Source organism: Tautonia sp. JC769 (genome assembly GCF_040717455.1).
In the GTDB taxonomy this organism is placed as follows: Bacteria; Planctomycetota; Planctomycetia; order Isosphaerales; family Isosphaeraceae; genus Tautonia.
Genome location: NZ_JBFEFH010000027.1, coordinates 15118 through 28467 on the forward strand (window position 1 = coordinate 15118; position 13350 = coordinate 28467).

The following is a 13350-nucleotide window of genomic DNA, read 5'->3' on the forward strand; positions in this document are numbered from 1 at the left end:
GAGGTGCATCCTCAGTCGAGGTCGTCGAGCCCTCGGGGCTTGCTCGGCTTGGCGCGATCCTCGGGATTCCGCGTCAGCGCCTCGCCGACCGCACCGAGCCCGTACCAGATCCCCTTCACCGGGACGACGACGGGACTCATCGCGAAGAGGGTCAGCGCGGTCAGGGCGGCTTGCTGGTTGCTCGCCCCGTTTCGCTTCGCACGCCGCGCGGCGGGGCGAATCAACAGCAGGCCGACGCAATAGAGCAATCCCACCACCAGCAGGGCCGCCCGCGCCCCGATCGGGACCCGGCCGACCGGGGCAAGCTGCCTCGCTTCCTCGGGCGGTGGGGCCTGGTCTCCTGCGCGAGGCCCTGCCTGACCGGCTTCCCCGGATTCGGCCACCGGGGCCGGCGGAGGAGGAGCCGGTCCCGCCTCTTGTCGCATCCCTCGCCAGACGACGATGGCCAGGACGATCACGACCAGGAGGACCAGGAGTCCGCAGCACCCACCGGCTTCGTCCATCACATCCGACTCCGCTCGAACCGATCCACTTCAACCGCAACGCTCAAGGGATGGGAAGTCCCGGGCACCGCCCACCCCTCTCGATCGCTCAATCCCCTCCCGCGATCCGGGTCTGATACGTGTCGAGATACTCCTGATAGTCAGGATCCTTCGCACGCTCCACCCCTTCCTCGAACGGGTACTCCGGCATCCCCTTCCAGGGCAAGGGGCCGACCGTGTCGCTGCCTGCCGTGAAGGGATCGGCGTCCTTGCAGTAGCCGTACGACCGGAGGACGAAGCTCCGCGTCCACCCTTCCGGCAACGCGGGGGCGGTCGCGTCGAACTCGACCCGGACCTCGTCGCCCGGACCGACCAGGCAGAGCCGGTCGTCATCGGCTCTCAGCAACTCGACCACATCCCCGAACCGCGTCAGGCGACCGGCGAACGGGGCGAGCGGCGCCGGGTCCACATAGTCGTAATCGTAAAGGAGCGGGAGTCGGCCGTCGGGCGAGACCTCCCGGGTGTACCCCCTCGGGCCGAGCTTCGCCCGGGCTACTGGGAGCGACGAGACGCGCAGTCGCTCCTCAGCCTCGGCATCACGCAGGGCGATGAAGGCCTGATCCCAGTAGCACTCCATGTTCGTCCTGATCCGCAAGACGCAGCGATCGCCGAGCAGCTTGCCCGTCAGGTCGAGCGTCGTCATCCGGGGCAATCCGGCGGGATAGCCGGGGTCGGGCTCGATCACCTCCCAGGTCCCATCCTCACGGAGCCGCTCCAGGACCGGCGGTTGCAGGTCGACCCCCGCGGTCGAGGCCGCATAGTTCGTCTGAGAGTACGGGTACTCGACCCAGCCGTTCATGCACAGGACGAGGCGATCCTCCGGCCCGAACTCGGAAAGCCGGTCGCCGAAGTCGAGCACCACCCCGTGCTCCTCGGCGTAGCCGATCCAGCGGATGTGCCGCTTGAACGTGTCCACCGTGCGGCGATCCCGTTCGGCGAGCAGCTCCGTCACGTCGTTCCCGTCCAGGTCCGAGGCCGAGGCCGGGGCGATCGTCTCGCGCCAGGCGTACAGCTCGCCGCTCGGCCGATTGCCACCCGGGGCGAACCGTTCGTCGGGGTGAGCCTCGACCCCCGGAGGCCGATCCACCACGTCGAGCACCAGGTGATCCAGATACGCGACCTCGTCCATCGGCTCGGAGATCGAGATGCGGTACACGCCCCCCTGCTCCGCCAACTGCTCCGCGGTGATGTGGACCATCTCATCCCGGTCGGGCTGGCTGTAGACCCCCGGCGCGACCAGGTATCCCATGCCCCCGCCGCCGAGGATGTCGCCGATGCAGACGAACCGCTCGCCGTTCCACGTGAAAAGCACCGGGCAACTGCCGGTCTTCCGGTTCTTCTCCGCGAGGGTGATCGTCACGTCGGCCGCCTGGTTCAGCTCGGTCTGCATCACCCCGTCGGGCCATCGCAGGCGAATCAAGGGCACCAGGTCCGAATCCCCCAGGCCGAGCACGACCGGGGCGATCGACTGCCCCGTGCCCGACTCGGTCGTCGTGTGATGATAGTGGACCGACAGATTTGCACCTTCCAACGAGAGTGCCGTCCCGAGGCCATGCGGGTTCGTTCGCATGAGTTCCGGATAGATGTTCCAACGCCCGGCGAGGTCGAGCCCCAGCCAGCGGTTCCCGTTCCCGGCGTTGCCGGCGAGGATCGGGGGCAGCCCGTCCCGCACCAGCAGGAGTTCGGGGAGCGGCGATTCCTCGATCAGGGGGACGTACACGCCTCCCAGGATCGCCGCCGCTCCCTCCTCGCCCGCCGGCATCGAGAGGAGCGGCCGAGCGGTCAACCGGTCCCCTTCATTCCGGGCCCAGGTCGGCATCTCGCCCTCGATCGAGGTCGCGATCAGGTCGGGCAAGCCATCCAGATCCAGGTCGGCGACGCTCGCGGTGCGCCAGCCCTGGCCGTTGATCGGGTACGAGTCGAACTTCAGTTCGAGCGTCTCCCCCCTGCCCTCCGTCGCGTTCCGCCAGGCGATCGCCTGGCCGTTCGCCCCGGTCGCGACCAGGTCCGGCCGGCCATCCTGATCGAGGTCGACGACGAGCAAGCCGCCCAATCGCCGGGGCAAGTTGTCCACCGTCAGATCCACCGCGTGGAACTGGCCGAGGCGGTCGTTGAGGATCACCCGGAGCGGCTGGCCGTCGGCGGCGAGGACGAGATCGAGGTCGCGATCCCCCTCGATATCGAGCGCCGCGACGCTGACGTGCGGCACCTCGGCATCCTGCAGGGCCACCGCGTCGCTCCATTCCGAGAAGGCGATCTCCAGGCCGGCCACGGCGTTCGCCTTCGGTCCTTCCACCGCCAGCGGGGCGAATGAGAGCGGCGTCCCCGTCTCCTGCGGGACCGGCTGGCCGTCGTTCCGGTAGGCAACGGTGAAGGCCCCGCCCACCGCGCCATCGGTGAACGCGGCTTCGGCGTCTGCCGCCTCGCAGTGGTTGACGACGAACAGATCCAGATCGCCATCGAGGTCCAGGTCGAGCCATCGGGCCGTCACGCTCACGGCGTCGCCGCCGTCGGTCCCGGTCGCCTCGGTCAGGTCCTCGAAGCGTCCTTCGCCGGTGTTGCGCAGCAGGAGGTTCGGCCCGACGCCCGTCAGGTAGAGGTCCGGGAAGAAGTCGGCGTCGAAGTCGGCCGCCGCCACGCCGATGCTGGCGCGATCGCTCGGGATGCCGAAGGCGTCCGACACGTCCTCGAAGGCCCCGCCCCCGAGGTTCCTGAGCAAGGCATCCCGCACCCCATCCGGCCCGGCCACGGCCGCCGTCACGTAGAGGTCGAGCTTGCCGTCGCGGTCCACGTCGAACGCGGCGACCCCGGCCCCGAACCGCTCCCGAGCCCGGCCGACCACTTCCAGCGGGCCGGTGAAATCGTCGGCCGAGGCCCAGCGGTCGCCGGCGGGCAGGGTCACCTCTGCGACCCGGAAGGCCCCGAACTCCGGCGGGGTCGTGTCCGAGGTCGAGGGCCTGCGCGACGGCGGGCCGACGACATCGGCGTATTGCCCCATCTCGCCGTAGACCTTGGCCGCCGTGTCGCCGATGCCCGGCGGCGGCTCACTCCGCTGGGGATCGAGCCGGTTCTTCTGCTCGGTGAGGCGGTCGTATCGGTTCTTAAAGTCGGCCTTGGTCTCGGGATCCTCTGCAAGGTGGCTGAGGCGGATGTACGCCCGCGAGAGGTTGTAGAGTGCCGGGACGAGATACGGGTTGATCGCCAGCGCCCGCTCCAGCGGCTCGACGAGCTTGCCGGGATCGTACAGGGCGGCCCGCTCCTGGCCCGAGTCGTCGGGCATGGTCACGGCCGACCAGTAGAGGGCGTGGGCGTCGTTCGGGTCGCCCGCCACCACGGCCGAGAACTCCTCGTGAGCCTCCTGCCAGCGGCCGACCTGCTCAAGGATGATCCCCTTGCAGTAGTGCGCATGCAGGTTGCCCGGGTCCTCGGCGAGTACCTCGTCGAGCAGACCGATCGCCTCGTCGAACCGGCTCTGCCCCCCTTCGGAGGAGGCATCGCCCCCGTCCTCCTCCGCAATCGCCTCGCCGGTCTGGTTCAGGAGCGCGATCGCCAGGTTGATCTTGCCCGGTTGCCAGTCGGGAGCGGCCTGGCGGACCTCCCGGAACCGAGTGGCTGCGTCGGCGTATTCGTAACGCTCCATGTGCCCGAGCCCGGCGTAATGGGCGTCGAGCACCTCGTCGACCGAGGACGCGGGGATGCCCTCGATCGCCACGTCCGCCTCGGGAGCCTGGCCCCGGAACCAACCGCAGCCGGACACACCAAGAACCGCCAGAAGCACGACCGCCAGGGTCGATCGATCGCGGGTCGCATACCGCATCGCCACGAGACTCCGAGGTGAGAGGTCGGCGCAGGTTGAAGGGCGGAGATCGCTCGCAGCGAACCCAGGTCGTCCCGATCCCTCGACGACCCTTCGCTGCGTCAGTCCCGGCCGGGCGGGCGGTAGATCGGCCGGGCGTAGAGCCCAGTATACGCCTCGGCCCTCAGGTGCGACAGCAGCGCATGCCCCTGCCGTCGCTCCCGTTCCTCGCGCAGGGCGGCCAGGTCGATCGGCCCGACGACGATCTTCTCCCCCGGCCCCGGGTCGGCCTGCGAGAGGATCCGGCCGTCGAAGTCGACGATCATGCTCCCCCCCGGCCAGGAGAACGGCGGGTAATTCTGGAACGACGCCCCCTGGTTCGACGCCACCACGAAGGCCAGGTTCTCGACCGCCCTCGCCCGGTTGAACAGGGTCCACCAGTCCATCGGCGGCGTCGCCCCCCACGGGTCCATGTAGGCCGAGACGCGGACCAGGACCTCCGCCCCTCCCAGCGCGAGCGCCCTGAGGACCTCGGGAAAGAGCCAGTCGTAGCAGATCGCCGCCCCCAGTCGGCCGATCTCCGTCTCGGCGACCGGGAACATCGGCTCGTCATAGCCGGGCAGGTCGTGGGGGCTGGAATGGACCTCCCACGGCAGCCACGGGTTCACCTTCCGGTACTTCGCCAGGATGCCGTCGGGGCCGATCAGGCAGGTCGTGTTGAAGACCTTCCCCGGCCACTTCGGGTCCGATTCGAGAAACGTCCCCGCCTGGATGTAGACCCCGTGTTGCCTCGCCTTCGAGGCGTAGCGGTCGGTCGCTTCGTTCGGGATCGGGACCGCGAGCCGGTCGAGCAGCTCCTCCGGCGTCTCGTAAATCGGCGCCGCGTGGACGAACTCGGGGAAGACCACCAGCCGGATGTCGAAGAAGGGACGGTAGCCGATCACCGCCGCATCCACCATCCCCAGCAGGCGATCGACCCGGGCCGGCAGCTCGTCCCGGGATCTCGGACAGGGCAAATCCGTCTGACAGGCGGCGGCGTAGTAGCGCGAGGGTGCAGCCATCGAGGTCGGCTCGCTGAGGTCCAATGCGGGCGGAAGGCAGGGAGAGGACGCGGTTCCGTCGGCAGGCATCGGCCGCGAACTCGGTGATCTCGAAGTCCGGGGCCGGGGGCCCCGACGACGCGATCAGCTCGACGGGAGCCGATCCGGCCGCGACCCGTCCCCCGGCGTGATCTCGAATGAATTCGGGGCGATCGATCGGACGCCGACGTCCCCGGGAGCCGCCCGCGATTCGGCAGGCTGCGACGGGGAGGTGGGGCCCCTCGACCAGTCCATCCGGATCAGGCTGATGATCGCGAACCCGAGCAGGGCGATGACGAGGCCGACCAGCGCCCCCCCGATCGCCCAGGCCTTCACGGACGCATCCTGGCCGTACGACCGCCGACCCCGGAGCGGCATCGGCGCGATCAGGTCGTCCTCCTCGCCGAGGTCGCCGAAGGGATCGAACGGCTCAGCCGGGGGGGCCGGTCGCTCCCGATGGGCCGATCGGCCTCGAGGAAGCGGCTCGCCGGGGGGTGCCGAAGGGGCGGGCGCGCGTCGGGGCGTCGACTCGTCGTCGTCATCGTCCTTGAGCAAGGCGGCCAGTTCGTCGAGCTTCAGCTCCGGCTCCCCCCCGGGAGGGCCGGCGGCCCCCGGTTGGGGAGCCGGCTTCGCCCGGGACGTCGGTTCGGACACGGGAGAGAAGTCGCGCGTCGACGGGGCCTCGATCGCCTCGACCCCCTCCCCCAGGTCGAAGTCGGCCGAGTCGTCGTCGTCTGCGATCAGGGCGAACTCGAACGAGCCGCTGCCGGAGTCGGCGTCGTTCAGGTCGAGGAAGTCGAGATCGGCGATCAGTTCCTCATAGGTCTTGTACCGATCGACCGGCCGCTTGGCCATCAATCGCTGGATGAACTTCGCCACGCTCCGGGGCACGTCGGGCCGAAGCTGGCGGACGTCGGGAGGCGGCTGGGTCGCGTGGCGGCGGAGCTTGTCGGCGATGTGGCCCCCGGCGAACGGCGGGAAGCCGGTCAGGAGGTAGTACAGGGTGCAGCCGAGCGAGTAGATGTCGCTCTGCTCGTTGGCCGCCCGGCTATCCCGGGCCTGCTCCGGCGACATGTAGTCGACCGTCCCGACGGTTGTCCCGTGCCGGGTGACCCGCTCGTCCTCCGACTCGCTCTGCAAGGCCAGGCCCAGGTCGATCAGCTTGACCGCCCCTTCCCGGGACATCAGGATGTTCGCCGGCTTGATGTCTCGGTGGATGACCCCTTTGCTCGCGGCGTAGAGGAGGCCCTGGGCGGCCTCCCGGACGATCCGGAGCGCATCGACGACCGACATGGGCCCGTGCTGCCGGACCAGGTCGTGCAGATCCGAGCCGTCCACGAACTCGAGCACCAGGTAGTGCCGGCCGTTCTCGGCCCCCCGGTCGTAGATCGAGACGATGTTCGGATGTTCCAGGGCCTCGGCGCTCTGGGCCTCCCGCAAGAAACGTTGCAGGAGGGTCGGGTTCTTGGCCAGGTAACGCGGCAGGACCTTGAGCGCGACCTCGTAGCCGCTGCTGTCGTGGACGGCCCGGAAGACCGAACTCATCCCCCCCGAGCCGAGCGGCTCGACGAGTCGATAGCTGCCCAGCCGGGTCACCGGCTGGGTCGACGTCTGCGTGGGGATTGGCTCTTCCATAAAGGCCGCGGTCCCGTCCTCGATTACGAGAAAAGAGGGAGCAGACCTGCCCCGAACCCTCAAGACGCGCGCGGCAACGACGAGTCGAGTCGCCTCACCATGACTTATTCTAGCGTTCAGGGAGGTCCCGGCAAACCTTGGGCCGGCTCAGAGCCGCCCAAGATGAAGCCCGCCATCGACATGCAGCACCTGGCCGGGGGAAAAATCGAAGGCCCCGGACGCCAGGCTCGCCACGGCCCGCCCCACGTCCTCCGGGGTCCCCCAGCGCCGGATCGGGCTCAGGCCCTCGGCGATGCGACGATCGTACGCGTCCCGGACGCCCGCGGTCATCTCGGTCGCGATGATCCCCGGCCGGACCTCGAAGACCCGGATCCCCTGCTCCGCCAGCCCGACGGCGAGCACCTGCGCGGCCATGCTCACCCCCGCCTTCGAGACGCAGTACTCCACGCGGTTGGTGCTGGCCATCCGGCTCGAGACCGAGGTCACGAAGACGATCATCGGGGCGATCGGCCCCCAGGTGTCTTTTCGATCGATCATGGATCGCGCAGCGTATTGCGACAGGAAGAACGGCCCCCTGAGATTGATCCCGAGCACGCGATCCCAGCTTTCCGGCGAGGTCTCCAGGACGTCGGCCCGTTGCAAGGGGGCGACGCCCGCATTGTTGACCAGTAGATCCAGGCGTCCGAAGCGATCGAGCGTCTGGTCGATCAGCGCCCGCCCCTGGTCCAGATCGGCCACATCGGCCCGGACCGCGAGGGACTGCGGGGCCCCCGACCGCTCGGCCATCCGGCACACGTCCTCGGCCGAGGCCGTGTCCGATCGGTAATTGACCACCACGGCCATCCCCGCCGAGGCCAGGGCTTCCACGATCCCTCGGCCGATCCCGCGCCCTCCGCCGGTCACCACTGCCACTCGATGCTCAATCATTGCGTGCCGACCGGCCGAAGCCGGCCCCTCCGTTGCTCCCGAGTCGATCGGTCGGTGCGAGAAACGACCGGAAAGCATTGCGAGGCCCCGCCGAGGCGGTCAAACGCGGCGGCCGCCCCGAACCTCTTCCCGGGCCGATCGAGTCCGATCCGTTGACAGCCGATCCCCGAAGCCGGAGAATCGAGGCGGATTGCTCGAGCGAATGCGCCCGTAGCTCAGGAGGATAGAGCGGCGGTTTCCTAAACCGCAGGCCGCAGGTTCGAATCCTGCCGGGCGTACTGACAATTGACAAGCTCCCCGAGCCCGATCTCCTTCACCTTCGCTCGATCGATCCCCGACCCCGCATCGGGCGCCCGTAGCTCAGTTGGATAGAGCAGCGGTCTTCTAAACCGCTGGTCGCAGGTTCGAATCCTGCCGGGCGCGCTCAATCGTGAGTCCCGGGCACTCGCCCGGCAACGACCGGGGCCTCTGGCCGGTCATGGATTTCGCCTTTTCCGTACCCGCACCCGCAATCGTATCGTACGTTCTTTGTGAGCGCGTCGATCGATTGTTCAGACGCGGTTCGCTGGCCACTCCCCGTTCGTTCCACGTGGAACGAACCCTGCAACCTCGACCGAGCCGGGGCACGACCATCACCCCCCTCCCCGATGTTCGCCCCCCGCTCCGCGACTCCGCTCACCAAGGATGCAGTCTCGAACGCTTCCGGGCCGCCAGATCGCACCGGAGCGTGGCGGCTTCTTGATCTGGAAGGACGACGCTTCCGTGATGTCCAGCGATGCGATCCCAGAGCGACTGACGGAACTGCCGACCGACTGGCACCTCGTCCGGACCGCGCACGAGGAAGGCCCCGAGGGCCGAGAAGCCATGCGGCATCTGATCGGCCGGTACCACGACGCCGTGGAGCGGTACCTCCGCCTCAAACTTCGTGACCCGAATCTCGCCGACGAGGTCCTCCAGGAGTTCTGGATCAAGCTCCTGAACCACAAGCTCGCCGGCGCGGACAACACCAAGGGCCGCTTCCGAGACTACCTCCGCACCGTCCTCCATCGCCTCATCATCGACCACTTCCGCGGCCGGAAGCTCCAGCCGCTCCCCCCCGGGGAACTGCCCGATCCCTCCGTGCCCGACGCCGAATACGACCGGGTCTGGCGCGAGGCGGTCATCAACCGCGTCCTCGCTCGCCTGGACACCTACGAGGCCCAGAACCCCAAGAACCGCTATGCCCGGGTCCTGAACCTCCGGATGAGGAGCCCGGAAGCCTCGATCGAGGAGCTGACCGAACAGCTCGCCCAGAACAGCAAGGAACGACTCAGTCCCGAGGCCTTCCGCAAGACCCTGCAACGGGCCCGCGAGAAGGTCGCCGAGCTGCTCGAACACGAATTGAAGGAAGGCATGACCCACCCGACCCGGGCCGACATCGAGGCCGAAATCCATGACCTCGGCCTGGGGGCCTTCTACCAGCGCTATCGGAGAAGAGACGCCCGCTAAAGTTACGTCGATCACCAGATCCGCGCAAATCCTTGACCTTTCCCCTCTCTCCATCTAGAGTTTAACGGGTAGCTGGCACGGAGAGAGGGGTTTCCATCCTCTCCGGGCAGGACGTCCGGTCCTCGCCCGAGCCGTGGGCTCATCCCAACCCGGTCCTTGACGACCTCCCTTTGTTGCGGCTCCAGAATGAGGGTTGGCGATGCTGGTCCTTTCCCGGAAGAAGAACGAGAGCATCATCATCAACGACCACATCGTCGTCACTGTGGTCGAGATCCGAGGCGACAAGGTCCGCCTGGGCATCGAGGCGCCCAAGGACATCTCGGTCCACCGTCGCGAAGTCTACGACGCCATCCACAACCAGGTCGAAACGAACCCGAGCGGCGCCCGGCTCTACGAAGACGACTGACGTGAGGTGAGGTGAGGCGACGCGGGGGCCGACGCCTCCTGAAGGTCCCCGATCAGGTCGCCTTGAGCAGCCGGACGAACTCGCGCATCCAGGGCCCGTTGTCGGGCCAGCCTCGGACCGTGACCACCGGCCCCGACACGACGACGTCTCGGTCGACGAATTCCCCGCCCGCGCCCCGGACCTCGGGGGCCAGGTCGGGAAAGCACGTCATCGTCTCCCCTTTGCCGTACCCGGCCGCGAACAGCAGCAAGGGTCCGTGGCAGTTGGCCGCGATCGGCTTGCCCGCCTCGACGAAGTGCCGCACGATCTCCACCGCCTTCGGCCGGTTCCGGAGGTACTCCGGCGCGCGACCTCCGGGAAGGACCAGTGCATCGAACCGGCCCGGGTCGCACTCGTCGAGGCCCAGGTCCGCCGAGACCCGGTAGCCCGGTTTCTCCGTGTAGGTGTCGAAACCCGGCTCGAAGTCGTGCACGACCGACAGGAACGCTCGCCGCTCGGGGGCGGCGATCCGCACCTGCCACCCTTCCTCCTCCAGCCGGTACTTGGCGTAGTAGATTTCCTGCGATTCGCCGGCGTCGCCGGTCAGGATCAGGATCGTTTTCATCGCGGAACCCAGGAGCCTCGGCGTCGGGGGTTGCTCAGGTCGATCCCCGACCTTAACCCACGATTCCCGGGGCGTGCAAGCCACTGATCCCCCGGCCCTCGGCCACTTCTTCCCATCTTGAGGTTGACCTCCGGCCGGAAATTTTCATAATGGGACTCAGTTCGAAGACGGCCCCGTCGTCTAGTGGTTAGGACACAGGTCTTTCACACCTGCAACACGGGTTCGAGTCCCGTCGGGGTCATTTCTCAGCAGATTCGTTGCTCGCTCCGCCCGGGGCTACTCTTCGTCCGATGCGACGCAGGGTGGCCCCGCTGTCATTTCCGGATCGTGCGGGGCGACCGACTCGCTCAAGTCCGCGGCGTCCTCCGCCCTGACGCCGAGCCGGTCGAGCAGCACCGCCACCAGGAAATCGGCGGTCACGTTCGTCATCGCCCGGCATCGGGACAGCACCCAGTCGACCGTCAGCAAGAGCGGCAGCAACTCCAGCGGCAATCCCACGGTGCTCAGCACCAGGGCCAGCGAGATCAAGCCCGCCTCCGGCACCCCCGCGATGCCGATGCCCGCGACCACGCACGAGAACGCCACGATCAGCTGCTGGGCGATCGACAGGTCGATGCCATACGCCTGCGCGACGAACAGCACCGCCATCGCCTCGTACAGCAGGATGCCGTCGTTATTCAGGTTCGTCCCCACGCAGGCCGACAACCGCGCGGCCGTCGGCGAGACCCCCATCCGGCCGAGATTCTTGAGCGTCACCGGCAGGGTCGCCAGGCTGCTGCTGGCCCCCATCGCGTAGGCGACCGGCTCCTTGGCGTACCTCCAGAACGTCCGCAAGGGCATCCGGGCCACCAGGACGATCCAGGCCTGATACACGACCGCCACCTGGATCGCGAGGCCGAGCATCGCCACCCCGACGTAGACGATCAGCCCCAGGAACGGCTCGAACCCTTGCTCGGCCACCGTCTTCGCCACCACGCCGAAGACCGCCAAGGGCACCAGCGCGATCACCCAGGCCAGGGCCACCTCGATCGCCCGGAAGATCACGGCCACGCCGGTCTCAATGACCCGGTAGTCGGATCGCCCCTCGGCGATCTGCTCATCCTTCACCTTCCGCAACGCGGCCCCGCCGAGCAACGCGAGGATGATGATCGACAAGATCGAGCTTTCCAAAAACGGCTGGACCGGGTTCGTCGGGACGAAGCCGAGCAGGTCCCTGACGAAGTCGATCGGCCTCCGCCCCGCGGCGAATCGTCCGAGTTCCGGGTCTTCCTCGACCGACTGATCCTCGGCCACCGCGGCCGCCCCCTGCCCGTCCCGAGCCGCGACGGGCCCGGCCATCTCCTGATTCAGATACCGGCCCGGCTCGATCGTATTCGAGATCGTCAGCCCGATGACCACCGCGATCGCCGCGTTCGTCCCCGAGATCAACAGCATCAAGCCCGCGTTCCTCGCCTGGATCCGGGTCCGGAGGAACGCGTCGATCACCGCGAAGAAGAGGAGCGGCCCGGCCAGGCCCTTGATCAGGTCCACCACCAGGCCGCCGAGGTAACCGAGCGTCACGGTGAAGCGTCCGACCGCCAGCCAGGCGTCGAGGACACCCGGGCCGATCCCTCCCGGCAGTCGAGCGGTCAATCGGCCCGCCAGCGTGGCCTCCGAGCCGACGGCCCAGTTGGCGAACTGTCCCAGGAGCGCCCCGGCGACCATGGCCAGGAGGATTCGGGTCACGAACGAGACACGGCGACGAGGAGCAGGAGCGTCAGCAGTCATCAGGGCGATCCGATCGGGCATGCGTTCGTTGCGGTCGGCGGCCGACCCGCGCGGCTTGGGCTTACGGAGTTTCCGCCCCCAGGATGCGCAGATGGGCCTCAACGCACCGGGCGAGCGTCACCGGATCGTAACCCCCTTCGAGCACGCTCACCAGGCGACCTCCCGCGTGGGTGTCGGCCACCTGCTCGACGGCCTGGGTCATGACCTCGAAGTCCTCGACCTCCAGGCCCAGGTCGCCCACCGGGTCGTTCGCGTGGGCATCGAAGCCGGCGCTGATCAGGACCAGCTCCGGCCGTGTCTTGTCGGCCATCGCCTCCAGCGCCGCGGTAAACTGCTCGACGACCGCCCGCCGAGGCGTCCCATAGGGGGTCGGCAGGTTCCTGATCCATCCCAGCCCCCGGCCGCTTCCGGTCTCGTCTTTCATGCCGGTGCCGGGATAGAACGGGTGCCGGTGCAGGGACAGGAACCCGACCCGGCCGTCCTGATAGAAGATCTCCTGCGTCCCGTTGCCGTGATGCACGTCCCAGTCGATCACCAGCACGCGAGACATCCCGAGCACCTCGACCGCATGAGCCGCCGCGGCCGACACGGTCCCATACAGGCAGAACCCCATCGCGTGGCTCGGGCGGGCATGGTGTCCCGGGGGCCGGACCGCGCAGAAGGCCACGCGTTGCGGCCCTTCGACGACGGCCGAGACGGCCTCGATCGCCGCCCCGGCCGCCAGGCGAGCCGCGGCGATCGACCCCCGGCCGAGCCAGGTGTCGGCCTCGATCCGCCCGCCGCCCTCCGACGCCATCCGGGAGAGCGTGTCCAGGTACTCGGCATCGTGAATCCGGAGCAGCTCCTCATCCGTCGCCTCTCGGACCGTGCCCGAGGCGCAGGCGGCCCGGACGGTCGTCCGTTCCAGGTGTCGGAGCAAGATCGCCAGGCGTTCCGGGGCCTCCGGGTGGCCGACGGGCGGGACATGTTCGAGCATCCGGGGGTCGCTGAAGAAGCGGACCATGGCCATGAGCGTCGGGCCTCGATCTGGCTCGGTTCGGGGATCGCGTCGGGGGTCGCATCGGCAGGGAACGAGGATACGGCCGTCTCGTTGCACGGTAAGGCGA

General features: G+C 68.5%; 10 protein-coding genes and 3 tRNA genes. 5 read left to right on the forward strand and 8 right to left on the reverse strand.

Features of this window, described 5'->3' with window-relative positions; genetic code table 11:
- Window positions 1-11 precede the first annotated feature (11 nt).
- From AB1L88_RS21720 to AB1L88_RS21740, 5 genes are all read right to left on the reverse strand, one after another.
- Entirely contained in the window at window positions 12-503 is a 492-nt protein-coding gene (locus AB1L88_RS21720; RefSeq protein ID WP_367098795.1) for a hypothetical protein, read from the reverse strand.
- An 88-nt stretch (window positions 504-591) separates the two neighbouring features.
- Window positions 592-4359 carry an FG-GAP-like repeat-containing protein gene (locus AB1L88_RS21725; protein WP_367098796.1) on the reverse strand — a complete coding sequence of 1256 codons (3768 nt, stop codon included), beginning with the start codon at window positions 4357-4359 and terminating at the stop codon, window positions 592-594.
- A gap of 101 nt (window positions 4360-4460) precedes the next feature.
- Entirely contained in the window at window positions 4461-5399 is a 939-nt protein-coding gene (locus AB1L88_RS21730; RefSeq protein WP_367098797.1) for a nitrilase-related carbon-nitrogen hydrolase, read from the reverse strand.
- A 123-nt stretch (window positions 5400-5522) separates the two neighbouring features.
- A complete protein-coding gene (locus tag AB1L88_RS21735) occupies window positions 5523-7052 on the reverse strand; it encodes a protein kinase (protein WP_367098798.1) in 1530 nt (509 codons plus the stop codon).
- Window positions 7053-7199: 147 nt separating this feature from the next.
- A complete protein-coding gene (locus AB1L88_RS21740) occupies window positions 7200-7979 on the reverse strand; it encodes a 3-ketoacyl-ACP reductase (protein WP_367098799.1) in 780 nt (259 codons plus the stop codon).
- A 204-nt stretch (window positions 7980-8183) separates the two neighbouring features.
- Here AB1L88_RS21740 and AB1L88_RS21745 point away from each other — a divergent pair.
- From AB1L88_RS21745 to csrA, 4 genes are all read left to right on the forward strand, one after another.
- Window positions 8184-8257, forward strand: a tRNA-Arg gene (locus AB1L88_RS21745).
- A gap of 71 nt (window positions 8258-8328) precedes the next feature.
- Window positions 8329-8402: transfer RNA gene (locus tag AB1L88_RS21750), tRNA-Arg, on the forward strand.
- Between the two features lie 342 nt (window positions 8403-8744).
- Window positions 8745-9467: a sigma factor gene (locus tag AB1L88_RS21755; protein ID WP_367098800.1), complete on the forward strand. Its 723-nt coding sequence runs from the start codon at window positions 8745-8747 to the stop codon at window positions 9465-9467.
- Between the two features lie 199 nt (window positions 9468-9666).
- A complete protein-coding gene (gene csrA, locus AB1L88_RS21760) occupies window positions 9667-9873 on the forward strand; it encodes a carbon storage regulator CsrA (RefSeq protein WP_152051269.1) in 207 nt (68 codons plus the stop codon).
- A 52-nt stretch (window positions 9874-9925) separates the two neighbouring features.
- On the opposite strand, the gene AB1L88_RS21765 is transcribed toward csrA, so the two are convergent.
- A complete protein-coding gene (locus AB1L88_RS21765; protein ID WP_367098801.1) occupies window positions 9926-10477 on the reverse strand; it encodes a DJ-1/PfpI family protein in 552 nt (183 codons plus the stop codon).
- A gap of 169 nt (window positions 10478-10646) precedes the next feature.
- On the opposite strand from AB1L88_RS21765, the gene AB1L88_RS21770 reads away from it, so the two are divergent.
- Window positions 10647-10718: transfer RNA gene (locus AB1L88_RS21770), tRNA-Glu, on the forward strand.
- A gap of 35 nt (window positions 10719-10753) precedes the next feature.
- Here AB1L88_RS21770 and AB1L88_RS21775 read toward each other — a convergent pair.
- Entirely contained in the window at window positions 10754-12244 is a 1491-nt protein-coding gene (locus AB1L88_RS21775; protein ID WP_367098802.1) for a dicarboxylate/amino acid:cation symporter, read from the reverse strand.
- 61 nt (window positions 12245-12305) lie between these two features.
- Complete coding sequence (locus AB1L88_RS21780) at window positions 12306-13253, reverse strand: histone deacetylase (protein ID WP_367098803.1); 948 nt, start codon at window positions 13251-13253, stop codon at window positions 12306-12308.
- Window positions 13254-13350: the final 97 nt, after the last annotated feature.